Source organism: Burkholderia cepacia (assembly GCF_029962485.1).
Lineage (GTDB): Bacteria > Pseudomonadota > Gammaproteobacteria > Burkholderiales > Burkholderiaceae > Burkholderia.
This window is the reverse complement of sequence record NZ_CP073639.1, coordinates 762,575-786,145: the sequence shown is the minus strand read 5'-3', so window position 1 is coordinate 786,145 and position 23,571 is coordinate 762,575. Positions and strand designations below refer to the sequence as shown.

Annotated in this window: 23 protein-coding genes; 10 read left to right on the top strand and 13 right to left on the bottom strand. The window is 67.2% G+C overall.

The features are described 5' to 3' along the window. The first annotated feature begins 2 nt into the window (after positions 1-2). From ligK to KEC55_RS34540, 4 genes are all read left to right on the top strand, one after another. Positions 3-686: a 4-carboxy-4-hydroxy-2-oxoadipate aldolase/oxaloacetate decarboxylase gene (ligK, locus tag KEC55_RS34555; protein WP_282513120.1), complete on the top strand. Its 684-nt coding sequence runs from the start codon at positions 3-5 to the stop codon at positions 684-686. 14 nt (positions 687-700) lie between these two features. Next, a complete protein-coding gene (locus KEC55_RS34550) occupies positions 701-1,408 on the top strand; it encodes a substrate-binding domain-containing protein (RefSeq protein WP_282512205.1) in 708 nt (235 codons plus the stop codon). A gap of 224 nt (positions 1,409-1,632) precedes the next feature. Then, positions 1,633-3,444: a tannase/feruloyl esterase family alpha/beta hydrolase gene (locus KEC55_RS34545; RefSeq protein ID WP_282512203.1), complete on the top strand. Its 1,812-nt coding sequence runs from the start codon at positions 1,633-1,635 to the stop codon at positions 3,442-3,444. A gap of 64 nt (positions 3,445-3,508) precedes the next feature. Next, on the top strand, positions 3,509-4,726 hold the full coding sequence (locus KEC55_RS34540) for a porin (RefSeq protein ID WP_282512201.1): 1,218 nt from the start codon (positions 3,509-3,511) through the stop codon (positions 4,724-4,726). A gap of 54 nt (positions 4,727-4,780) precedes the next feature. Here the strand turns inward: KEC55_RS34540 and KEC55_RS34535 are convergent, their stop codons facing one another. Together KEC55_RS34535 and KEC55_RS34530 are read right to left on the bottom strand one after the other, a co-directional pair. Next, positions 4,781-5,890, bottom strand: a complete 1,110-nt coding sequence (locus KEC55_RS34535; RefSeq protein ID WP_282512199.1) for a polyamine ABC transporter substrate-binding protein — start codon at positions 5,888-5,890, stop codon at positions 4,781-4,783. A gap of 242 nt (positions 5,891-6,132) precedes the next feature. After that, positions 6,133-6,354, bottom strand: a complete 222-nt coding sequence (locus tag KEC55_RS34530; RefSeq protein WP_244137631.1) for a hypothetical protein — start codon at positions 6,352-6,354, stop codon at positions 6,133-6,135. Between the two features lie 215 nt (positions 6,355-6,569). On the opposite strand from KEC55_RS34530, the gene KEC55_RS34525 reads away from it, so the two are divergent. After that, complete coding sequence (locus tag KEC55_RS34525) at positions 6,570-7,199, top strand: GNAT family N-acetyltransferase (protein WP_282512195.1); 630 nt, start codon at positions 6,570-6,572, stop codon at positions 7,197-7,199. A gap of 8 nt (positions 7,200-7,207) precedes the next feature. Here the strand turns inward: KEC55_RS34525 and KEC55_RS34520 are convergent, their stop codons facing one another. Then, positions 7,208-7,897 (bottom strand): pentapeptide repeat-containing protein, encoded by a 690-nt coding sequence (locus KEC55_RS34520; protein WP_282512193.1) that lies wholly within the window; start codon positions 7,895-7,897, stop codon positions 7,208-7,210. A gap of 76 nt (positions 7,898-7,973) precedes the next feature. Further along, complete coding sequence (locus KEC55_RS34515) at positions 7,974-8,612, bottom strand: TetR/AcrR family transcriptional regulator (protein ID WP_282512191.1); 639 nt, start codon at positions 8,610-8,612, stop codon at positions 7,974-7,976. A 234-nt stretch (positions 8,613-8,846) separates the two neighbouring features. On the opposite strand from KEC55_RS34515, the gene KEC55_RS34510 reads away from it, so the two are divergent. Together KEC55_RS34510 and KEC55_RS34505 are read left to right on the top strand one after the other, a co-directional pair. Next, positions 8,847-9,971 (top strand): Rieske 2Fe-2S domain-containing protein, encoded by a 1,125-nt coding sequence (locus KEC55_RS34510; RefSeq protein ID WP_282512189.1) that lies wholly within the window; start codon positions 8,847-8,849, stop codon positions 9,969-9,971. Positions 9,972-9,987: 16 nt separating this feature from the next. After that, the gene (locus KEC55_RS34505; protein WP_282512187.1) at positions 9,988-11,733 is read left to right on the top strand and encodes an FAD-dependent oxidoreductase; all 1,746 of its coding nucleotides are present in this window, start codon (positions 9,988-9,990) and stop codon (positions 11,731-11,733) included. A 56-nt stretch (positions 11,734-11,789) separates the two neighbouring features. Here KEC55_RS34505 and KEC55_RS34500 read toward each other — a convergent pair whose 3' ends face one another. Beyond that, positions 11,790-12,635, bottom strand: a complete 846-nt coding sequence (locus KEC55_RS34500; RefSeq protein ID WP_282512185.1) for a lysozyme inhibitor LprI family protein — start codon at positions 12,633-12,635, stop codon at positions 11,790-11,792. A gap of 65 nt (positions 12,636-12,700) precedes the next feature. Next, a complete protein-coding gene (locus KEC55_RS34495) occupies positions 12,701-13,681 on the bottom strand; it encodes a bifunctional helix-turn-helix transcriptional regulator/GNAT family N-acetyltransferase (RefSeq protein ID WP_282512183.1) in 981 nt (326 codons plus the stop codon). Positions 13,682-13,884: 203 nt separating this feature from the next. Between KEC55_RS34495 and KEC55_RS34490 the strand changes: the two genes are divergently transcribed. Further along, the gene (locus tag KEC55_RS34490; protein ID WP_282512181.1) at positions 13,885-14,259 is read left to right on the top strand and encodes a sugar ABC transporter ATPase; all 375 of its coding nucleotides are present in this window, start codon (positions 13,885-13,887) and stop codon (positions 14,257-14,259) included. Positions 14,260-14,301: 42 nt separating this feature from the next. Here the strand turns inward: KEC55_RS34490 and KEC55_RS34485 are convergent, their stop codons facing one another. Both KEC55_RS34485 and KEC55_RS34480 read right to left on the bottom strand, forming a co-directional pair. Next, complete coding sequence (locus KEC55_RS34485; protein ID WP_282512179.1) at positions 14,302-15,069, bottom strand: DUF169 domain-containing protein; 768 nt, start codon at positions 15,067-15,069, stop codon at positions 14,302-14,304. 70 nt (positions 15,070-15,139) lie between these two features. Next, the gene (locus KEC55_RS34480; RefSeq protein WP_282512177.1) at positions 15,140-17,575 is read right to left on the bottom strand and encodes a PEP-utilizing enzyme; all 2,436 of its coding nucleotides are present in this window, start codon (positions 17,573-17,575) and stop codon (positions 15,140-15,142) included. On the opposite strand from KEC55_RS34480, the gene KEC55_RS34475 reads away from it, so the two are divergent. Continuing rightward, on the top strand, positions 17,574-18,242 hold the full coding sequence (locus tag KEC55_RS34475) for a surface-adhesin E family protein (RefSeq protein WP_282512176.1): 669 nt from the start codon (positions 17,574-17,576) through the stop codon (positions 18,240-18,242). The genes KEC55_RS34480 and KEC55_RS34475 overlap by 2 nt on opposite strands. Before the next feature lie 144 nt (positions 18,243-18,386). Here the strand turns inward: KEC55_RS34475 and KEC55_RS34470 are convergent, their stop codons facing one another. From KEC55_RS34470 to KEC55_RS34455, 4 genes are read right to left on the bottom strand one after another with little or no spacing between them, the layout of a single operon-like run. Continuing rightward, positions 18,387-19,562, bottom strand: coding sequence for an ABC transporter ATP-binding protein (locus KEC55_RS34470; protein ID WP_282512174.1), 1,176 nt, complete (start codon positions 19,560-19,562; stop codon positions 18,387-18,389). Then, entirely contained in the window at positions 19,559-20,212 is a 654-nt protein-coding gene (locus KEC55_RS34465) for an ABC transporter permease (RefSeq protein ID WP_282512172.1), read from the bottom strand. The genes KEC55_RS34470 and KEC55_RS34465 overlap by 4 nt, the downstream gene beginning before the upstream one ends. A gap of 10 nt (positions 20,213-20,222) precedes the next feature. Next, on the bottom strand, positions 20,223-21,134 hold the full coding sequence (locus KEC55_RS34460) for a glycine betaine ABC transporter substrate-binding protein (protein WP_282512170.1): 912 nt from the start codon (positions 21,132-21,134) through the stop codon (positions 20,223-20,225). Further along, complete coding sequence (locus KEC55_RS34455; protein ID WP_282512168.1) at positions 21,131-21,847, bottom strand: ABC transporter permease; 717 nt, start codon at positions 21,845-21,847, stop codon at positions 21,131-21,133. The genes KEC55_RS34460 and KEC55_RS34455 overlap by 4 nt, the downstream gene beginning before the upstream one ends. Here KEC55_RS34455 and KEC55_RS34450 point away from each other — a divergent pair. Then, positions 21,846-22,031, top strand: a complete 186-nt coding sequence (locus tag KEC55_RS34450) for a hypothetical protein (protein ID WP_282512166.1) — start codon at positions 21,846-21,848, stop codon at positions 22,029-22,031. The genes KEC55_RS34455 and KEC55_RS34450 overlap by 2 nt on opposite strands. Before the next feature lie 365 nt (positions 22,032-22,396). Here the strand turns inward: KEC55_RS34450 and KEC55_RS34445 are convergent, their stop codons facing one another. Beyond that, positions 22,397-23,491: an AraC family transcriptional regulator gene (locus KEC55_RS34445; protein WP_282512164.1), complete on the bottom strand. Its 1,095-nt coding sequence runs from the start codon at positions 23,489-23,491 to the stop codon at positions 22,397-22,399. Positions 23,492-23,571 lie beyond the last annotated feature (80 nt).

The window sequence follows — 23,571 nt, the reverse complement described above, 5'->3', positions numbered from 1 at the left end:
TGATGAATGAACTTGGCGTGGTGTACCGCACGATCCGCCGCGCGGATCAGGACGTCGCGGCGCGGCTCGGCGCGCTCGGCTCGGCGACTGTTCACGAGGCGATGGGCCGCACGGGGCTGATGAAGCCATATATGCGACCGATCTATCCGCGCGCGCTGGCGTCCGGCACGGCCGTCACCGTGCTGCTGCATCCGGGCGACAACTGGATGATGCACGTGGCGGCCGAGCAGATCCGGCCGGGCGACGTGGTGGTGGCCGCGATCACCGCGGATTGCACGGACGGCTATTTCGGCGACCTGCTCGCGACGAGCTTCAAGGCGCGCGGCGCCCAGGCGCTGATCATCGATGCGGGCGTGCGCGACGTCGCGGTGCTCGACGCGATGCGGTTCCCGGTCTGGAGCAAGGCGATTTCCGCGAAAGGCACGATCAAGGCGACGCTCGGCTCGGTGAACGTGCCGGTCGTCTGCGCGGGTGCGCTGGTCCAGCCCGGCGACGTGATCGTCGCGGACGACGACGGCGTGGTCACGGTGCCGGCCGCGCGCGCGGCCGACGTGCTCGACAAGGCGATCGCGCGCGAGACGAACGAAGCCGCGAAGCGCGCGAAACTCGCATCGGGCGTGCTGGGTCTCGACATGTACGACATGCGCGAGCCGCTGCGCCAGGCCGGCCTGCGCTACATCGACTGATGCGGGTGACGAAGATGGAACAGACCGCATGGGCCGAGGTTGCCGTGTCGGGCCTGTCGTCGATGGCCACGCGTGAGGTGCTGGCGAGACTGGCTGCCACGTACGAGGCAGAAACCGGATGCCGCGTGTCGGTCGCCTCCGTCGGCGGCGTCGACGCGGCCCGGCGCGTGCAGGCCGGCGAGCCATTCGACTTCGTCGTGCTCGCGTCGGATGCGCTCGCGATGCTCGCGGCCGACGGCCATGTCGATGCGCGCAGCCGTGTGGAGGTTGCCCGTTCGCGCATTGCCGTCGCGGTGAAGGCGGGCGCGGTGCGGCCGGAGATCGGCACCGAGGCGGATATTCGCGACACGATCCTGCGGGCCGGACGAATCGGCTATTCGACGGGACCGAGCGGCACGCACCTGAATCGTCTGTTCGCGCGCTGGGGCATCGCGGCGGCGATTGCGCCGCGTATCGTCCAGGCGCCGCCGGGCGTGCCGGTCGGCGCGTTGATCGCCTCCGGCGAGGTCGACCTCGGTTTCCAGCAGTTCAGCGAGCTGTTGCATGTACAGGGTATCGATGTCGTCGGCGTGCTGCCGGAGGCGATTCAGGCCGTTACCGTATTCACCGCGGCGGTGTGCCGTACGGCGCACGATCGCGCGGCCACCGAGGCGTTCCTCGCGTATCTGGCTTCGTCGCGGGCCGATCGCATCAAGCGTGAATGCGGGATGGAGCCGGCGTAGCGCCGGCGGGCGACATTACCGCCACGCGTACCGGAATCGATAAACGAATCGGATGGGATTCGGCTGTCTTTGCAAAGCGTTCAGGCAATGAGATTAGTTATGCTGAGTAACAGGTAAAAGGCGATTCGAGCCGTTTCGCCCGATGTATCGCAAGACTCTCGCAACGGTGCCGCATCGTCCGTTCCCGGCGGTCGGCATCCCCATCAGAACGACAGGAGACAGAAATGCAGACGAACTGCAGGGCAGGGTGGATGTGGCGCGCGTGGCATCGCGCAGCGGGCGTGCGGCGCGATGCGCTGGTCCGGATGCTGGCGATCGGCATGATGTGGGTGTGCGCGGCAATGACCGGCTGGCCAGGCGCCGCGCGAGCCGGGACTGCAGCGGGCGGGCTCGCGAATCTGCCGGCCGTGATGCCCGTGATGTCGTGCCCGTCCGTCGCGGCGCTCGACCTGAGCGGCGTGACCGACGGCACGGTCACGATCACGTCGGCCGTGCTGCTGCCCGCCGGCACGGTCGTCGGCAACAACACGCTGCCGGCGCCCGTGTGCGACGTGAAAGGCACGATCGGCCCGGGCGCGTCGCTGTTCGAACTGCAACTGCCGACGCAGGGCTGGACGCAACGCTATCTGCAGACCGGGTGCGGCGGATTGTGCGGCAACCTGTCGGTCAATGCACCGATGGCGTCGACCTGCGTACCGGTGACCAACGGGACGATCGCGATGGCCGCGACCGACATGGGCCACGAAGGCGGCAACGACGGCGCATGGGCGCTCGATCCGAAGGCGAAACTCGACTTCGCGTATCGCGCCGAGCACGCGACCGCGCAGGTGGCGAAGGCGATCATCGGCAAGTTCTATGCAAGGCCCGCGCGCTACGCCTACTTCGACGGCTGCTCGGACGGCGGTCGTGAAGCGCTGATGGAGGCGCAGCGTTTCCCCGACGATTTCGACGGCATTGCGGCCGGTGCGCCCGCGAACGACCTGATCGTGCAGAACACGTTCCATCACGCATGGCCGGCCGCGGTCAATACGGACCCGAAGACGGGCAACGCGATCCTGCTCGCGGGCAAGCTGCCGATGCTGCATGCGGCGGTGCTGAAGGCGTGCGACGGGCTCGACGGCGTGGTGGACGGCGTGATCGACAACCCGCGCGCATGCCGGTTCGATCCCGCGACGCTGGTGTGCGCGGCCGGGCAATCGACCGCGACGTGTCTGACGCCGCAGGAAGCCGACGTCGTGCGCAAGATTCACGACGGCGCGACCGCCGCGAACGGCGTGCGGCTCGAACCGCTCGTGTCGCGCGAATGGGGTTCGGAGCTGAACTGGAGCCTGTTCGTCCCGGCCACCGCGACAGCACCGAGCGGCACGATCAGCTTCGTGCTGCCGTTCCTGCGCTATCTCGATTACTACAACGCGTCGTATCCGTCCGCAACGATCGGCGACCTGAAATTCACGCTCGACGCGTTCATGAAGACGGTGCCGGTGTCGAACTACCTGGCCGCGACCGATCCGGACCTCGGCCGCTTCGCGGGCCGTGGCGGCAAGCTGCTGTTGTGGCACGGCCTGGAGGACCAGCATATCTCGCCGCGTTCCAGCATCGCGTACTACGAAGCAATGAAGAAGACCATGGGCGATGCGCAGGTCGACCGCTTCGCGCGCTTCTACCTGTTCCCGGGCGTCGCGCACTGCGGCGGCGGGCAAGGGCCGGACGTGTTCGACGTACTCACGCCGCTGATGGCGTGGACCGAGATGGGTGCGGCGCCGGGCAGGATCGTCGCGTCGATCGTCGACGCGAACGGCAACACGACGCGTACGCGCCCGGTGTTTCCGTACCCGGCCACCGCGCGCTATACGGGCAGCGGCAGTACCGACGATGCCGCGAATTTCGTGGCCGATACGCCCAGGGCCGATCCGTATGTCGACCTGCACTGGGCCGGGGAATGGCTGTATTCGCCGGGCTACGAGGCGCAGTGCCAGGCCAAGGGTTCGCAACTCGTCTGCACGGGCGGCAACGGCTGGCGCGCGTATCGCCCCTGAGCGAGCGGCAGGCCACGATCACGACAATTCACTTACTCAAACAGGCAAGGAAGGAGACAGTTCGATGAAGAAGCAGGCAATGCGGGCGGCACTGGCGTCCGGCGTCGCGATGACGGTCGTCGCGCCGGCGTTCGCGCAAAGCAGCGTCACGTTGTACGGGATCGTTGACAACGGCATCGGTTACCAGAGCAACGCGACGACGGTCGGGTCGACGAGCGGCGGGAAGTCGGTCGTCAGGATGAACCAGGGCGTGTGGGCCGGCAGCCGTTTCGGGCTGAAGGGCAGCGAGGATCTCGGCGGCGGCACGAAAGCGATCTTCACGCTCGAATCGGGCTTCAATTCGGCCACGGGCGCCGCGCAGTACACCGACGCGATGTTCGGGCGCCAGGCGTGGGTCGGGTTGACGAACGCGACGTACGGCACGCTGACCGCGGGCCGGCAATATGCGTCGTACTACCAGACGATGTCGACGTTCAGCCCGACCACGTGGATCACCGGTTACTACGGCGCACACCCGGGCGACGTCGACGGGCTCGACACGATCTACCGCGCGAACAACACGATCGAGTACACGTCGCCGAAATGGTATGGCGTGACGCTGAGCGGGTCCTACTCGCTCGGCGGCGTGGCCGGCAGCACGAACGCCGGTTCGACGTGGGCGACCGGCATCCAGTATGCGGCCGGCCCGCTCGGCGTCGGTGTCGCGTTCGAGCGCGTGAACAACGCGAACACGGCCGGCGGTACGTGGGGCGCGAATTCGACGACATCGAACGGCGGTGCGCAGATCGGCGTCTCGGCGGTCACGAACGGCTACCAGACCGCGAAGGCGCAGCAACGGTTCGCGGTCGGGCTCGCTTACCGGTTCAGCGATGCGTGGGACGCGACGGCCACGTACACCAACACCGAGTACATCCCCGGTGCGGCGTCGAAGTTCTTCAATACGGCGATCTTCAACACGGCCGGCGCGGTGCTGCACTGGAAGCCGTCGGCGGTCTGGGATTTCGGCGCGGGCTATGCGTACACGCGTGCGACGGAGTCGAACGGTATCACCGACAGCGCGCAGTATCACCAGTTCAACCTGTCGCAGTACTACTCGCTGTCGAAGCGCACAGGGTTGTACCTGCTCGAGGCGTACCAGCATGCGAAGGGCAAGACGCTCGGCACGAGCGGTGCCGGCAGCATCGTCGATGCGACCGCGACGCTGGGCGACGGGTTCAATACGGCGCCGTCGTCGACCGGCAACCAGTTCGCGTTCGGCGCGGGGATCATTCACCGGTTCTGATGCGCGCGTGCCTGCGGCGCGAGCCGCCGCAGGCACGGTTCGGTAACACGCCGTTCAACGCCCCGTTTTCAGCTGCGCCCACAGCCGGTTCTGCAGCCGGCGGATCTCGGGCGGCATCGGCTTGAGCAGCGTCATCTTGCTCAACACCTCGTCGGCCGGATACACGGACGGGTCGCGTGCGATGGCAGGTTTCACGTATTGGCGCGCGGCCTTGTTCGCGGTCGGGTAGAACACCGCGTTGGTGATGCCCGCGTTGACCTTCGGGTCCTGCAGGTAGTTGATCCACTTCAGCGCGGCATCGCGGTTCGGCGCGTCCTTCGGGATCACCATCATGTCGAACCACAGCAGGCCGCCTTCCTTCGGATTCGCGAAGCGGATCTCGTACGGCCGTTTCGCCTCGGCTGCGCGGCGGTGCGCGATGCCGACGTCGCCCGAATAGCCGAACGACACGCACAGGTCGTTGTTCGCGAGATCGTTGATATAGCCCGACGAATTGAATTGCGTGATGTACGGGCGCACCTTCTTCAGCACCTCGTACGCGGCGCGGTAGTCGGCCGGGTTCGTGCTGTTCGGATCCTTGCCCATGTATTGCAGCGTCGCGGCGAACACGTCGACGGCCTGGTCGAGGAACGACACGCCGCAACTCTTCAGCTTCGCCATGTTGGCCGGATCGAACACGAGCGCCCAGCTGTCGACCGGCGCCTTGTCGCCGAGCGCCTTCTTCACGGCCTGCACGTTGTAGCCGATGCCGTCGGTGCCGTAGGCCCACGGTACGCCGTACTGGTTGCCCGGATCGGCGTCGGCGACCATCTTCATCAGCAGCGGATCGAGGTTCGACAGGTTCGGCAGCTTCGACTTGTCGAGCGTCTGGTAGACGTTCGCCTGGATCTGCTTGGCCATGTAGTTCGACGTCGGCACGACGATGTCGTAGCCGGAATTCCCCGACAGCAGCTTGGCCTGCAGCGTGTCGTCGCTGTCGTAGTTGTCGTAGCGGACGTGCAGGCCCGTCTGCTTCTGGAAGTTCGGGATCGTGTCCGGCGCGATGTAGTCGGACCAGTTGTAGATGTTCAGTTCGCCGGCTGCACGGGCGGTCGTGACGGTGACGGCGGCCAGCGACAGGATGGCGGCGGTTGAAATGGTGCGGCGAAGCGTGCGGATTCGCATGACGTAGTTTTCCCTGGCGGTGCGCGTGTCGAGCCGCGATGAGCGGATCGTCACGCGACGGTTCATCGGATGGAACAGGCATGCATGACCGGTGCTGACAGCAAGCACCGGCGATGCAAAAAATCAGGAGTCCGTTCGAAGCTGTGCGTGGATGGCAGGCGGTTGCAGCGCGAGCTGATCCCTTCACCGATCAGGCGATACGACGCGCAGGACGAACGGACACGGAGAAAGGGCGTGGAGCGCTAAGGCAAGAGCGACGCGACGTCATCGGTACGGATCGCGACGGGCGCGCGGGCGGCGACGGCGTTGTGACGGCGAACGGAACGGCGCGACAGGATGGTGTAGATCGACAGAGGCAGGCGAGGGCTTCGCCAGCCGTCACTGTCGTCGGGGGACGCGATCGCGGCGCGCAAATTGCGCGCATCGCCTCGTCTCCACCGCACCAGCGGGCCACGGATTCTCACGATTACTCTCGACCGGGTTGTTGAAAGTATTGAACACCTGACGATTCGCCAACGGCTTCCGTTCCGGGGCGCGATCATCGCCTTTGCCGCTTGGCGGCATCGACTGCCTCACTCGGACTGAAAGCATGACATTCAGCGAAATCGTCGAAACATGACGCTCCCGTGAATCATCAGGTAAATCGCTGTAAGGATGTCTCCGGATTTTCCCTAGTGATTTGCACGCCGATGAGAGGGTTCGGTACGGGAAACTTCCAGCCGCGCATGGCATGAGAATAAGGGTTTTCGCTGATCCGGGCGCATCGAAGGTGATGAGAATATTCGACGGTCTGCCGCTTGCGCCGCGACGCGCCAATGTACCGGGAGGGAATGTGTCAGCCTTTGAAATCCGATCCGCGAACGAATCCGACACGCAGCGGATCTTCGAAGTCCATCTGGATTCCGTCACGCGACTGTGCGCGGCGGATTACTCGCGCGAGCAGATCGCAAGCTGGCTGGACGGGCGCACGCCGGCCATGTATCTCGATGCGATCGGGCGCCACGCACTGTGGGTTGCCGACGACGGCGACGTGCTCGGGTTCGCGGAAACGGCCGGCGAAGAACTGACCAAGCTGTTCGTTCGCGGCGACCGCGCGCGCAGTGGCGCGGGCCAGGCGTTGCTGGAGGCAGCCGTGTCCGGTATCGCGCGCGACGGATGCGGTCGCGCCTATCTCGAGGCGACAACGAATGCGGTGCCATTTTACGAACGCCACGGCTTCGCCGTGATCGGCACCGGCCATTTTTCCCATGGAAACAGCCCGATTCAACTTGAAATCGTGAAGATGGAGAAACGGCTGTCGCGAGCATAGCCGTGTCCTCAGGCGACCCGGATCCCGAAGTTCTCGATCATCATGGCCGCCTGATCGTAGGAGACGATCGCTCCGCGCAGCACGCCGGATGCGAGCAGCTTGGGCATCGCGCCCAGATCGACGTCGCGCAGGTCGGCGCCCTCGAAACGGGCGTCGTTCAGGTGTGCGTTGCGCAGGCTGCCGCCTTCGAACACGGCATCGCGGAAGTCCGCGCCGGCGAGGTCGGCGTCCGAGAAATCGAGCGCGACGAGCCGCGTCTTCCGGAACGAGAAGCGCCGGAGGCTCGCGCCGACCAGCAGCGTGTTCGCGAATTCGAGGCCAAGCGATTTGCATTCCTCAAAATCCGCCCCGGTCAGTCGACATTCGTCGTACCGGACCGAACCGAGCTTGCTGCGCCGCCAGCTCGTATTGTTGAGATCGCATGCCTGGAACACGGCGTCCTCGAGGTCGCACGACGCAAAGTCGGCCTGGCGGGCGCGGCAGCGGATCCACGATGTGTGCGCGAGCGTGGCGCCGACGAACGACGCTTCCGCGAGCGCGCATCGTTCGAAGCGCGCGCCGCGCAAATCCAGGCGCGACAGGTTCGCGCCTTCGAGGTCGCAGTCCTCCAGATGAAGGGGCGCCGTCGAGCCTTCGACGAGTTGCATCAATTCGGCGCGATCCAGCGTGCGGCCGGTCACGGAGACACCAAGGGTCATGAGGCGATCCATAGTCATGTGAATGGGCGGGGCAAACATTATCCGGATTTCGGGCGCATCGAGCGACCGGCATCGCCTACTGCGCTGCCTTCCTTTTGACCGCAGCCGGCTTGCCGGCCGGTTCGGCGCGCGTCGGCCACAGAATCCGCATCTGCGCGCGCATCGCTAGGTCGTCTGCCGGAACCAGGCAGTATGCGAGACCGATGCGGCTGACCAGCGCGATGATGTCGTCGAGCGCGGGCGCCGACGCGCCGCGCACGGCGACGTACGCGCGGTAGGGCTCGTCCAGCACGCGCCGCCACATCGGCGCGATGTTCTCGACGATGAAGCCGAACACGTCGGTCGACAGGCTCGTGGCCAGGTAGTTGTGGTGAAAGCCGCCGTGATGGCGATCGCGGTAGCGTACCGCGAAGCACACGCTCTCCTCGCAGTAGGCCTCGAAATCGTGTTCGAAGCCGACGAGCGCGCGTTGCATCTCGTCGAAGAATTCGGCGTTCTGGACGCTGATCACACCCTGGATCAGTTCCTTCTTCGTGCCGAAATACCGGTACAGCGTGCGCCGCGAAATGTTGGCGCGCCGCGCGACATCGTCGATCGACAGGCTGTCGATCCCGTGCTCGATCATCGCGTCGAGCGCCGCGCGCAGGATCGCGTTTCGCCCGTCATTGACGCTGTCCATCCTGCTGGCGTCGCCCCAGCGCAGTTGCCGATCCATACCTTTCCTCGATGCCGCATGCCGCGCGGCGTGTGTCGATCCGCCGACCGGTTCCGGCGGTGCGGAATTTTCGCACACGTTGTCACAGAAATCGAATTTGTGCCATTATGCGGCACAAATAAGATGTTTTGTGACATAGCGTTCCGGCCGGATTCTCCGGCCGGCGCATTCGCGGGCAAGGTCCGGCCACGCAGGTGTCGGCCGGCGCCCACCTTTGACTGGAGGAGACGATCCATGACCGATTCCACCGTGCTGGCGACCCAGCGCCCCATTCACCGGATTCACGCCGCACCCATCGACGCGCGTTACGCACGCGGCTGGCATTGCCTGGGGCTGGCCGACGATTACCGCGACGGCCGCGCGCATGGCCTGTCGATCTTCGGCACCCGCGTGGTGGTGTTCCAGGGCGAGGACGGGCAACTGCGCATCCTCGACGGCTACTGCCCGCACATGGGCGCCGACCTCGGGCGCGGGCATGTCGAAGGCGACACGCTCGTGTGCCCGTTTCACGGCTGGTCGTGGGCCGGCGACGGATCTTGCGCGGCGATCCCGTATTCGTCGCGCATTCCGCCGAAGGCGCGCATCAAGTCGTGGCCGGTGATGGAGCAGAACCATCTGCTGTTCGTGTGGAACGATCCGGAGGGCAACGCACCCGAGCCGTCGGTCGCGATTCCGCGGATCGACGCGTGCTTCTCCGATGCATGGAGCGACTGGGCCATCGTCAAGTGGGTGATCAACACGAACTGCCGCGAACTGATCGACAACCAGTCGGACATGGTGCACTTCGGCCCCGTGCACGGCGCGCCGATCGACTATTTCTGCAATACGTTCGCGGGCCCGGTCGCCTACCAGAAGTTGCGCGGCGCAAGCTCGCGGCTGGCGGGCAGCGGGCGGCTGACCGCGGATTCCGCGTACTTCGGCCCCGCGTACCACGTGACGTTGATGACGGGCGAGGCGCAAGGGCAGGCGGTCAACTCGATCCTGCTCAACAGCCACGTGCCGATCGACACGAACAGCTTCGAGCTGCGCTTCGGCGTGATGGTCCAGAAGGATCCCGCACTGTCGGACGAGCAGAGCCGCGCGATGGTCGACGGCTACGTGCTGGCCGCGCAGTCGGCGTTCCGCGAGGATGTCGCGATCTGGGATCACAAGACGCGCGTCGACAATCCGCTGCTGTGCGAAGGCGACGGGCCCATCTACCGGTTGCGCGAGTGGTACCGGCAGTTCTACACCGACGTCGCCGCGCTGCCGGCGCTGCATGCGCGCGTCGAGGTGCACGAGTACCGCGGCGAGAACGCGTGCTGGCGCCAGCTGGCCGATGTACCGGCCGACGCGGCGAGCCGCCTGTCCACGATCTGACGCGGGGGCGGCCATCATGCACGACGATCGATACGATTCCGCCGGCGACGCCACGTACGACGTGGTGGTGGTCGGCTCAGGCGCGGGCGCGATGACGGCGGCGCTGCGCGCGCACGATCAGGGCCTGTCGGTCCTGGTCGTCGAGAAAAGCCCCGTGTATGGCGGGACAACGGCTGTTTCGGGTGGCGGCATCTGGATTCCATGCAACGACCAGATCGCGGCGCTCGGTGGAAACGATTCGTATGACGAAGCGATTGCGTACCTGCGCGAAGTCGTTCGCGAGGACTTCGACCGGCCGCGCATCGATGCGTATCTCGAGAACGGTCCGAAGATGGTCGCGTATCTCGCGCAGCACGCACAAACGCGTTTTCATGCGGTGCCGCGTTATCCCGACTACTACCCCGACCGCGTCGGCGGCAAGCCCGGCTTCCGGACGATGGAACCGGCGGCGTTCGATGCCGCCCGCCTCGGCACGCATTTCGACACGTTGCGCGCGCCGTCGCCTGCCACGCTGATCGCCGGCCGCATCGCGATGACGCAGATCGAAGCGCACACGATCGTCACGAAGGAGCGCGGCTGGTTGCGGCTCACTGCGCGCCTGATGCTGCGCTATGCCACCGATTTCCGCTGGCGCCGCCGCACCGCGCGCGACCGGCGCCTCACGCTCGGCAATGCGCTGGTCGCCAGCCTGCGCGCGGCGCTGGCGCAGCGCGGCATTGCGCTGTGGCTCGACACGCCGATGCGCTCGCTGCAGTCCGACGGCGCGCGCGTAAACGGCGTGGTCGTCGAGCGGAACGGGCGCACGGTCGGCATCCGCGCGACGCACGGCGTGGTGCTCGCATGCGGCGGGTTCGAGGCGAACCAGGCGATGCGCGAGCAGTACCTGCCGGCGCCGACGCGCGCCGAGTGGAGCGCGGCGCCGCCGATCAATACCGGCGACGGCATTCGCGCGGGGCTCGCGCTGGGCGCCGGCGTCGCGCTGATGGACTTCGTCTGGGGCGTGCCGACGGTGCGCGTGCCGGGCGAGGAGAAGCAGCGCGGGCTGTTCGTCGAGCGCTCGGCGCCGCGCTGCGTGATGGTCAACGGGCTCGGACGGCGCTTCGTCAACGAATCCGCGCCGTATCCGGACGTGATTCACGCGATGGTCGCGGATCACGCGCAAACGCAGGCCTGCGTGCCCGCGTGGCTGATCTTCGATGCCGAATACCGCAAGCGCTACCCGTGCGGCGTGCTGCTGCCCGGCAGCGTGCAGCCGGACAGCCGGATCCCGGCCGGCTGGCTGGACTCGGTCATCTATCGCGCGGACACGCTGGCCGAACTGGCCGCGAAGATCGGCGTGAACGCCGACGGCCTGGCGCAGACCGTCGCGCGGATGAACGGCTATGCGGCCACCGGCGTCGATACGGAATTCGGCAAGGGCGGCAACGTGTTCGACCGCTACTACGGCGATCCGTCGTCGAAGCCGAACCCGTGCCTCGGGCCGATCGAGCGCGCGCCGTTCTACGCGTTGCGGCTCGATCCGGGCGAGATCGGCACGAAGGGCGGGCTGCGCACCGATGCGGATGCGCGCGTGCTGCGACCCGACGGCTCGGTGATCGACGGGCTGTACGCGCTCGGCAACACGTCGGCGGCCGTGATGGGCAAGACCTATCCGGGCCCCGGCTCGACGATCGGGCCGGCGATGACGTTCGGCTACGTGGCGGCCAACCACATTGCGGCCGTGCGGCAGCTTGCGGGCGAGGCGTCGGCGGCTGGCGCGTGATCGAGTGAACGCGCGGATGCAGCGCGTCAAATGAACGGCGGCTGCGCGCCGCCGCCTCAGTCGGCGCCGATCTTGTCTTCGGCGTACACGAGCTGCTGCAGGCGCGCGGCGGCTTCATCGCGCATTTCGATCGAGACCTGCGGCGACACGCCGGACGCACCCGCTGGCGCGTAAAGCGCGCCGATCAGCGGCGGCTGGGCCGCGACGAACGCGCGCCATTTCTGTGACGACGCACGCATCGCTTCGCGAGATGCAGGCGGCAGGCGGCGTTCGATCGCCGCCGTCACGTCGTCGATATCCCGCAGGTACAGCGGCGTGGCTTGCGCCGCGCAGCGGCCCTTTGCGTCGAGATCGGCGAGCGCCGTGCAGTGCGCACGTTCGAAGCGTGCACCGCGTCGCGGAACGGCGACGACGCGCTCGGGCTTGTCGTCCGTCGCGGGCGGCAGGCGCGTGGCCAGGCTGAAGCCGCGCGCCGTGCGATCGGCGTCGAACCGCTGCAGCGACAGCGCGCGTTGCCGCGTCAGTTCCATCACGTCGTTCGCATTCATCGGTGCGTAGACCGTGCCGCGTGTCGTCGCGTAGACGGCGCCGATCAGCTTCAGGTCGGCGTCACGGCGCGCGAGCCACGCGCGCTGGGCACGCAGCAGCCCGGGCCGGTCCACCGCCGGCAGCGATGCCTGCAGCGCGCGATAGCTGGCGTTGAGCCGTGCGTCCCATGCGTGGTTCGCGTCGACGATGCATTCGTCCTGGCCGCCTGTCGACGCATGTGCGGGATCGTTCAGGCACTGCGTCATCGTCTGGTCGATCGGGTTGAGGCCGGTTGCGGCATCGGGTTGCGCGGCAGCGGCGGCAGGCGCGGTGACGACCGCGCAAAGTGCGAGGGCCGCGAGACGTTCGAGCATGGACGGCGTCCTTTATTGTGGTGAGCGTTGGTGCGCGTTTTGGATCGAAGCGGGACCGTTGAATATCAGCTGCCGGCGGGCCCCGGCCGGCTGAAACGCTGCTCGACCACCTCGGTACCCCAGTGCGTGCCCGCGGACTCGTCAGTCAGCGTAAAGCCGAACGACTCGTACAGGTGGCGCGCCGAATCCAGTCCCTTGAACGTCCACAGATAGGTCTCGTGAAACCGGTGCTCATCGACGAAGCGCATGGCCAGCGTCATCATCTGGCGCCCGACGCCGGACCCGCGCAACGCGTCGTTCACGATGAACCAGCGCAGGTGCGCGACGCCGGTGGCCGGGTCGCCGTCGATCGCGAGCGACGCGAGCGTCCGCCCGTCTTCCCGGCAGAGCCACAGTGCCTTGCCGTCGGCCGGCAACGCACCCGCGAACTCGGCCAGCTCGGTCGCCACCCGCTTTTCGAAAAAGGCGCCGAACCCCCAGTGCTCCGAATAGAAGCGTGCATGCAGGCTCGCGATGTCGCCGATACAGCCCGGTTGGTAGCCTTCGAGAATCGGCGGCGTGTCGGCTGTCGCCGCGGGCGCCTTGACGGCGTTGTCCTGCGCGAGTGCATCGGCATACAGCGCGAGCGAACGCAGCAGCGCCTGCTGATCGGCGGGAATCATGCGACGCAGCGCGTTCGACACCTGATCGGTCGCGAACGTGTCGATTCGTTTCTGGAGCTTTTTTCCTTCGGCGGTCAGGTACAGCTCGATCGCGCGTGCATCCTCGTTCGACACGCGGCGCTCCACGACACCGGCCGCCTCGAGCCGCGCGAGTTGCCGGCTCGTATTCGATTTGTCGAGCCGCAGGATGTTGCCGAGATCCTTCGCGTTGATGCCGGGCGCCATCCCGATCTCGAGGATCGCGTGAACGGCCGATGGCGCCCAGTCGCTGTCGGCGAGCGTCGCGCGCATGAAGCCGAGCTCGCGTACCAGTTTGCGGGAGAAGTCGCGCAATTCGAGGATGGTCGCGTCGCGAGGCTTGGCAGGCGGGTCGATGAGGTCCATGGGGTGCCCCAAATGGTTGCGTATCGCAATCGATAATAGTTGCGATGCGCAACTTGTCAAGGCGAATTTGCCGGCGAGCAGGAGTGGTATTGGCGCGGATGGCGGCGTGCCGCCGGGTGGACGCATACTGCGCATATCGGGCGGCCGGCGACCGGCGGCGCTGCCCGATCATCGATCCAGGTCCGCGGACCACGGAGGCCACCATGAACAAGCTGTTGCCGATGTCGATTGCGTTGCTTGCCGGATGCGGCATCAGTGCCGGATCGCTCCACGCGGCCGGCGACATGGATGCGCCGCCCTGCAGCGCCGCGCATGCGGCGGACCAGGGCGGGAATGCGGCAACGTCGGGTACGTCGGTCCGCAGCTTTTCGACTGCCGGGTGTTCCGGCGCGGTGCTGCAGGGTGACCGCGCCACCGCGACGGTCAACGGCGACCGGATCGAACTGCGCGACGGCATCGTCTATGTGAACGGGCGGTCGTACGGCCCCGTCACGCCTGCGCAGACGGTCGAATACGAGGCCGCGCGCGACAGGCGCACGTTGAAGGTCGACGGAAAAGTCCGCACGCCGTTGCGCTGATGGCCCGCCGCGTCGGCCACGTGGCAGCCGCGGCGCGTGACGTCACGTCGTCTTCGGGTAGCTGACTTCCATGCCCGCGCGCACGTCCTGCTGGATGCCGTACTGCGCGAACGGATAGCGCAGCCCGTTGCGCGACAGCGCCTCCATTCCGGTAATGGCCAGTTCGAGCGCGTCGGGCGCCAGCGCCATCAGCATCTCGTCGTCGAGCACACCGCCGTAGCGGCGCTCCGCGTAGCACGGAATCGACAGGCTCGGCTGCCCGGTCGACAGCGCGCGGCCCCACGAATCCGCACAGGCCGATTCGCCGACCACGCTCCAGTCGAAGCGCTTGTATCCCGACCATTGCAGCCCGTTGATGAAGTACATCATCGCGCCGGGCGTCGCGTAGAACAGCGCAATGTCGGGCTCGATGCGGCCGGCCGCGAGCGGCGACACGACGAGCGCGTCGTACTTGCCGTCGGCCACGCAGTGCATCGCGGCCTGGTGGGCGCGCGAATCTTCCTGCGTCGCATACCAGACGCCCGCCATCTGCTGGCCGGACGCCCACTCGGCATCCTTCGCGTGACCGAGCCCGACGACCGACCGGCATTGCGCGCCGACGAGGTCGTCGGCCGTGATGCCGACCGTGAAGCCGAGCCGCGCCGTTTGCCCGACGATCTGGTCCAGCGAATGGATCGCCTTCGGGCGGCGAATGCGCGGGACAGCTTCCATGTCCTCGCGCCGTTCGAACAGCTTCATCCCGAACGGGATGCTGCGCAGCTTGAGCAGCCGCTCGAGGTCCGCCGACAGTCCGGCAAGCGTGTCTTTCATGTGGGGTCTCCGGGATTCGCCGGACCAGTGTAGCGATCCGCGCCAGCCCCTTCAACATGCCGCCGGGCGCTTATTCGACCAGTGTCAGCCGGCCGTCGCTGAGCCGCACTTCGCGTCCGATCCACGCCGCATCGACGCGCGGCAGCACGGCCGACGGCTTGCGCAGTTCGCGCAGCAGCGTCGCGCCGTGCGACAGCCGGCCGCCCATGCGGGCGATGACGGCGCGCGCGGCCTGGTACTGCGCGTGCCGGCCCGGGTCGAGCGAATCTTCGAGCAGGATGTCGTGGCCGAGCACGCCCTGCGTGTGGCCCGGATAGATCATGAAACCGGTGGCCTCGTCGGTGCCTTCGCTGCCGTCCTGCCAGAAGCTGCCGTTGCGTTCGCGGCGCTCGGGGTGGGGCGCGAACCAGGTATCGCGGTCGGCGGCCGGCATCGCGTGATGCAGGCGGAAGAACACGCGCATCAGGTTGTCGCGATACCACTCGCGTACCTGCAGATACCAGCCGCGCATGCCGGGCACGCCGAGCGTGTGCAGCACGCGGACCGGCAGCGGCCAGTCGGGAAAGGGCTGCAGCGGCAGGTCGGTGGCCGCGGGCCGCGCGGTGCCCGGATCGGTTTCCCACGGCAAGCGGTGCGGGCTGTCGTCGAGCTGGCCATAGGCGGTCGGCGGCCGCCCCCACAGTGCGCCGCCGCTGCTGGCGAGCGATGACGCGATGCACAGGTTGCCCTGCACGACGAACACGTAGAAGCGCGTGAACCAGTCGGCCAGTTGCTGGCCGTCGGCGCGCTGTTCGACGAGCGTCGCGAGTTCCCGGTCGAAGCGCTGCAGGCCGCGCGCGAGCGTCGGCAGGTGCCCGCGCGCGACCCGCAGCATGCGCCAGAACACCGGCAGCGAGCGCACCAGGCGCAGCGGACGCCAGCGCAGCGGCGGCGTCGCGCCGCCGATTTCGCCGCTGTAGTTCGCGGCCGATACGCCCCAGTCCGCGAGACGGGCGAGGAACAGGTCGTTGTTGATGTACGACGCGCCGCCGTACAGCGCGGTGAACGGCTCGTTGTCGCACAGCACGCGTGCGTCCCAACGCGCCATGATGGCCGGGATGCTGCCGGCCGCGCGCCGTTGCGCGTACTCGACCAGCCGGCTCGGCTGCGGCGGCAGGATCTCGGCGATGTTGGCCGAGGTCAGGTGCCGGTGCCAGCCGTAGCTGCTGATCGGGCGGTACTGCAAGAGCCACAGCTGCGTGCCGTCCCACGCCCATTCGACATCGCCGGGCACGTAATGGAACGCGTGCAGCACGCGTTGCAGGAACGCCCACAGCTGCTGCGCGGTCAGCCCGTGAGCGGTCGCGAACGTGCCGTGTTGCCACGGTTCGCCAAGCCGCGACAGGATCGCGCGCTGCGGGCTTGCCTGCCCGTCGGCGAGCGATTCGAGGTGGCCTTCCACCCATTCGACTTCGGCGGCGAGATGGCGCACGAACGCGATACCGGACAGCACGGGCGTGACGAAGCGCTGCACGACCGCTTCCTCCAGGCCGCCGTCGAGCAGCTCGGCCACGCGGCCGGCCGCGTGCGATGCCGGCACGCGCAGGAACGTCGTGTGCAGGCCGGCATTCGCCGCGTCGGCCTGGTCTTCGCCATGGCTCGACGAGCGGATCGCCCATTCGGCGCCGGGCTGGCTCGCGAGAAAACCGGGCAGGCGCGGATCGTCGGCGCGGGTCAGCGACATGGCGGGTGGCACGGGGAGGCCGGCCAGCGTGGCCAATGCCAGGCGTCCACCCTTCGTGTGCGCGACGAAGCCCGGGGCGCCGGCTTCGAGCCATTGCGCGAACGCGGCCGGCGCGTCGATCCACGGATAGTGTCCCCAGCCGGGTTGCAGCGTGACGGTGAGGTCGGCGCGCGCGAGGATCGCCGACCACGCGGCGGCCTGGCGCACGCCGAGCACGGCGTCCTGGTCGCCCCATACGAGCTCGATGCGGTCGGTGACCCACTCGAGCAGCGGCAGCGCGGTATCGGCGCGCACGAGGTCCCAGTGCGGCAGGAATGCGCGGCAGCGCGCATAGCCGGCGCCCATGCGGCGGTACTGCGCGGGCGTCCAGGTCTGGTTCGAGAACTTGCGGGCGAACAGCGCCGGATAGTGCGCAAGCAGCCAGTGGATCGTCTTGCGCAGCGGCTTCGGCGCCATCAGTTTCGGCAGGCGCCGTTCCCACAGGAACGCGCCGACGGGTGCGAGCAGCACGCTGCGCTCGAAGTGGCCGGGGCGCCGCTGCAACGCGTGCAGGACCAGCAGCGCGTTCACGCCGACCGCCATGATCGCGTGGCCCGGTTCGGTGGCGTCCAGCAGCGCTTGCGCATACGCGGCGAGATCCTCGCACGGCGGCGCGGGGTGATCGCCGAAGCCCGGCAGTTCCAGAGGCACCGGCCGGTAGTGCCGGAAGTGGGGCAGTGCATCGTCCCACCAGTCGGCCGCGCTGCCGTTGCCGGCGAGGAGGTACAGGATCGGTTTGCTCATGAATGCTTCGTCGGTCGACGATCGTCGCGGTCGCGCGCGCCCGATCGGGGCGGCGACGCCGGCGGATGCCACGGCTCTCGTTGGTGTTATGCCGATGCGAGTGGAATGGAAGGACGGCCCGCTCGGGTGGATGGTTGCGGGCATTCTACGCGAGTCGATTCCATTCGATTCGGGATGCATTCCGCGTGCGGTTTTTTTTCGAAGCGCGTCCGTCGCGCAAGCGCGGCACGTAGAATCACGCCACCGGAATTCACCGGACGGGATTCAAGGAAAGACAATGAAAAGAAGCTGGATCGCGGGGGGATTGATTGCACTCGCCACCCACGGCGCATGGGCCGGGAACTGGGTCACGCTGGGTCCCGGTCCGGCTGTCGGGCTTGATGTCGATCCCGCGTCCGTCCAGCGTGGCCCGCTCAATTCGTGGGTGACGGTCAGGATCGCCTATGCCGAACCGCGCCGGTACTCGGCGCCGTTTCCAGTGCGAAGCATCGTGTCCGACTGGTCGTTCGACTGTGCGAACAAGACGTGGGCGATGGGCAAGACGATCATGACCGGAACCCAGCCGGGCCAGACCCATGTTTCGCGCGAAGACCCGGACGATTACCGCTATGTCGAGCGCGATTCCATTCAGACGCTGGTCATGAATTACGTGTGCAAGCAATCCTGATGACGGCAATGCAACCCGTGTTGCAGGCCGTTCGAGCGCCGTTTGGCTGTCAAAGGGAATCGTACGTTTTCGCGATGGCGCACGGTATCGATTCGTTTCCAGGGGACGGTGCGATGGCGCACCGTCCCGAATCAGGGCGACGAATCAGTGCGTCGCGGCGGCCGCGACCGCATCGGCAGGGCTGCCCGGCGGCTGCCCCGTTTGCCGGCGCGACCGGCCCGAGCTCAAGTACGCGGCGATCGAATCCTGCGTGACCTCGCCGATCCATACGCCGTCGGGGTCGAGCACAGGCATCCACGACGCGCTGTACTGGTACATCTTCGACAGCACGATGCGCAGGTTGTCGTCTGCCGAGACACCGGCCGGGAACGGCGTCACGCGTTCGCCGCATACGCCGCCGCCGGTGCGTGCCGCGCGGCGCGTCACGTAGCCGAGCGCGCGGCCCGCGTCGTCGAGCACGGTCAGGTAGCGGCAGTCGGTTTCGTCCATCACCGTGAGTGCGTGCGCGAGTGGCGTATCGACGCGCGCCGTTTCGGGCTGCGTGGCGGCGTCGCCGGCCTTCACGAGCAGCAGGCGCTTGAGCGTGCTGTCCTGGCCCACGAACTGCGCGACGAATTCGTCGCGCGGGCGCGCGAGCAGCGTGTCGGGGTGATCGTACTGAACGAGCTGGCCGCGCCGGAACACCGCGATACGGTCGCCCAGCTTGATCGCTTCGTCGATATCGTGGCTCACCATGATCACGGTCTTGTTCAGTTGCCGCTGCATCTGGAAGAACTCGTTCTGGATCGATTCACGATTGATCGGATCGACCGCGCCGAACGGCTCGTCCATCAGCAGCACGGGCGGATCGGCGGCCAGCGCGCGAATCACGCCGACACGCTGCTGCTGCCCGCCCGACAGCTCGCGCGGATAGCGTTTCAGGTACAGCTTCGGATCGAGCGCGACCATCGACATCAGATCGCGTGCGCGCTCGGCGCAGCGCTTCTTGTCCCAGCCCAGCAGGCGCGGCACGACGGTGATGTTCTCCTCGATCGTCATGTTCGGGAACAGCCCGATTTGCTGGATCACGTAGCCGATGTGGCGCCGCAGGTCGACTGCGTCGAGTTGCGCCGTATCCTCGCCGTTGATGAGCACGCGGCCCGACGTGGCGGCGATCAACCGGTTGATCATCTTGAGCGTGGTGGTCTTGCCGCAACCCGACGGGCCGAGGAACACGCAGATTTCCCCTTCGGGCACCGACAGGCTCACGGAGTCGACCGCGCGTACGGCCTGGCCGTCCTTGCGCGTGAAGGTCTTGGTCAGTTGGTCGAGTTCGATCATGTCTTCTGCACTCCCTTCGGTGTCAATGCGCGCTGCAGCATCTGCAGCAGCCGGTCGGCGACGATCGCGAGCAGGCTCACGAGCACCGCGCCCACCAGCAGTTTCATCATGCTGCTTTGCCCGATCGCGCGCAGGATCAGCGTGCCGAGCCCGCCCGCACCGACCACGGCGGCGATCGTCATCACGCCGATGTTCATCACGACCGCGGTGCGCACGCCCGCGAGAATCACGGGCACCGCCAGCGGCAGATCGACGAGGCGCAGGCGCTGCCACGAGGTCATGCCGATGCCGGTGCCGGCTTCCTTGATCCCCGCATCGACGTTGTGCAGCGCGAGGTACGTGTTGCGCATGATCGGCAGCAGCGAATAGAGGAACACGGCCGTGATCGCGGGCGCGGCGCCGATGCCCAGGCCGAAGCGCGAGAAGAACGGGATCATCAGGCCGAACAGCGCGATGGACGGCAGCGTGAGCACGACCGTGGCGATGCCGAGCAGCGGCCCGGCGAGCCAGTCGTGGCGATTGATGAGGATGCCGAGCGGCACGCCCGCGACGATCGCGCAGCCCACGGCGATCGCGACGAGCCACATGTGTTGCAGCGTAAGCTGCAGCAGCTCGGGCCAGCTCGAAGCGAGATAGTCGAATACGCTCATCGGGTCTCCTTCAAGGTAGCGGATGCGTGCGCAGGAACGCGTCGGCGACGTCGCGCGGCGACTGGCCGTCGAGGTCGACGGCCTTGGCCATGGCCTGCATCACGTCGTTGTCGAGTGCGGCCGACAGCGCGTTGAGCTGCGCGGCGAGTTTCGGGTTGCGTTCGAGCGTGTCCTTGCGCACCACGGGCGTCGCGTTGTACGGCGGGAAGAAATGCTTGTCGTCTTCGAGCGGCACGATGCCGAAGCCCTTCACGCGTCCGTCGGTCGTGTAGACGAGGCCGATCTTCAACTGGTTGTTGTGCAGCGCCGTGTAGACGAGCCCCGGATCCATCTGCTTCAGCTGCGCGCGGCCGAACTGCATGCCGTATGCGGCGAGCAGCGGCTTGAGGCCGTCGGGGCGGTTCGCGAATTCCGCATCCATGCCGAACACGTAGTGCTTTGCGGCCGGATCGGTCTTCAGGTGCTCGGCGAGCTGCGACACGGTCCGGATGCCGGTGGCCTGCGCGAGCTGGCTCGGCAGGCCGATCGCGTAGGTGTCGTTGAGCGGCGACGCGTCGAGCCACACGAGCCCGCGCGGCACGTCGAGCGCCTTGACGCGCCGGTACATCTCGTCGGGCGTGAGCTTGTCCTGGATCTTGTTGTAGACGAGCGCGGCGGTGCCCGTGTAATCCCACATCAGGTCGAACTGGCCGTTCTCCAGCGCGCTGCGTACGAGCGTGCTGCCGAGGCCCGAGCGGACTTCCACGTCGTAGCCGCGCGAGCGCAGGTACTGCGAGGTGACTTCCGCGAGCACGTATTGCTCGGTGAAGTTCTTCGCGCCCAGCACGAGCTTCGCGGCGAATGCCGGCGTGCCGGCCGCGAAGCACAATGCACCGGCCGCGCACAGGCGGGCGAGCGATCGAAACGTGCGATGGAGCGTCATGCCGCACCTCCGTGGCGCGCGAGCCAGTGGCGGCTGCCGGCCGCGACGATGCCGTCCAGCACGAGCGCGAGGATCGCGGTGAGCGATGCGCCGAGCAGCAGCAGCGGCTGGTTGTCGAGGTAGATGCCGGGGAAGATCAGCGAGCCGAGGCTGTCCGCGCCGATCAGGTAGGCGAGCGGCGCCGTCCCGACGTTGATCGCGAGCGCGGTGCGCACGCCGCCGACGATGATCGGCAGCGCATCGGGCAATTCGACGCGAACCAGCGATTGCCAGCCTGTCATGCCGATGCCCTTGGCCGCTTCGCGCAGCGCGGCCGGCACGTTCTTCATGCCTTCGTACGCATTGCGCGTGATGGGTAGCAGCGACGCGAGGAACAGCGCGACGATCGCGGGCACGTCGCCGATGCCGAAGATGCCGAGCGCGATGGCCAGCACGGCCAGTGACGGGATCGTGTTGCCGATGTTGAAGACCTGCATGAAGCGCTCGGCCTGATGCTGAAATCGCGGCCGGCTGAGCAGCACGCCGGCCGGTACGCCCACGACGATCGCGAGCGTCATCGAGTAGACGACCAGCAGCATGTGCTGGCCCGCGTAGTAGGCGAGATCGTCCGCGCGCTGGTGGAATGTGTCGGCGCCGATACCGCGCGCCAATGCCCAACCGACTGCGATGATGGCTATCAGGCTGCCCACCAGCTGGACAGTGCGTCGAGTCATGAAGATACGCCTCCTCAATCCCGGTGCGGCACGCGCGCAGGCGCGCGCCGCGATGACGCCGGATGGCGTCGCGATGGAAGTTCGTGATCCCGGCATGGCCGCGATTGAACTGACGGATACAGTGCTGCCGGCTGCACGGATGTGCGGCTGGCGGTCGGGTGAACGCGATGCTGCGTTCGTCTGATTGTCAGGTTCAGCCCGGCGGCGCCGTAACGGCGAGGCGCGTTCGAGCAGGGCGCCGTCGAGTGAAGACGGCATGGATGCGGGCGGCTTGACGCCAACCGCTGGGACCGGTGGCCCCTTTGACGTGGCGAAACGGATGCATGCGCAACAAAGTGCGAAATGGCATCACGTTGCGCACGAGATCATGCGTTTTGTGATGAAGTTGGGGCGAGTATAGAGCAATCAAAAGAACGCGTCTACCTCGGGCGAGGCACGCGATCGTGTGACGGCATCGAGATCGATGACGCCATCGGTCTTCGTTAAAATGATTCGAATTCCAAACTATCAGGCGGCGCCGTCGTTCCGAAACGGAATGCGCGAGCGGCGTTACGTGTCGATGTCGGCGTCCGCGCGCGGCGTCTTTCCCGTCCAGCGCCGGTACGCGTGACGGAAGCTGCGCGGCTCGCTGTAGCCGAGCCGCTCGGCGATCGCCGCGACCGTCAGCGTGTGGTCGTCGAGCATCCGCGCCGCCTCGTCATGACGCACTTCGTCGAGCAGCGACTGGAACGTGATGCCGTCCTTGTCGAGCCGCCTGCGCAGCGTGCGCTCCGTCAGGTGCAGCGCGCTCGCGAGCGACGTCATCGACTTGAAGCGCGCGAGGTCGCGCGCCATCAGCTCCTTCGCGCGATCGGCGAAGCGCGTGCCGACCGACGCGGCCCACTGTCGTTCGAGCACTTCGCACTGGCCATGCAGCGCATTGAAGCTGACTTCGTTCGCGAGACGCGGCGCTTCCGTGCCGTTCACGGACGTGAACACGAGCCGGTTGTCGGCCGCATTGAACGCGACCGGACAGGCGAAGTGGCGCGTGTAGTCGGCCGCATTGCGCGGCGTGCGTCGCGCGAGCTGCACCTGTTCCGGCCACACCGGTTTGCCGACGAGGTCGGACACGATCAGCCGCAGGCTCGACAGGCACATGTCGACCTGGAATCCCTCGAGATCGGGTTCGCCGTTGTAGCGGCCGATGGTCACGCTCATGCCATCCGCGTGCGTATCGATACGTACGTCGAAATACAGTCCCATGAACAGCGGAAATTGCCCCATGCAGCGGAACGCCTGCATCACGGAGCCGCTGATCAGCATCGCGTAGCCGGCGAGGCCGAGCGTCGACACGTGCAGCCGCGCGCCGATCGACAGCCCGATCGACGGTACGCCGCTGCAGCGCAGCAGGTTGCGGAAGCAACGCTGCTCCTGGCCGCGATTCACGTGCAGGTTCGGCGACGCGACTTCGTCCGCGCCAAGCCCCGTGCCTTCGAGCAGCGCGGCGCCGTCGACGTGCCGCACGCGGCACTCGTCCAGCGCAACCGCGATCGCGTGGACGGTGGCCGGAATATCCTCCTGGCGCCCGGCCGGGCGCGCGAGGCCGAGCGACGTGCGCAGGCTGCGCTCGGCACGGCTCTGGTTTCGTTGGGAGCGGCTGTCCATGATGCCGATACGGTGACGGGGTCGCGTAGAACATAGCCGGAATGTCCGCAAAATGCCAGTGCGGCACAGCAGCATGCAGG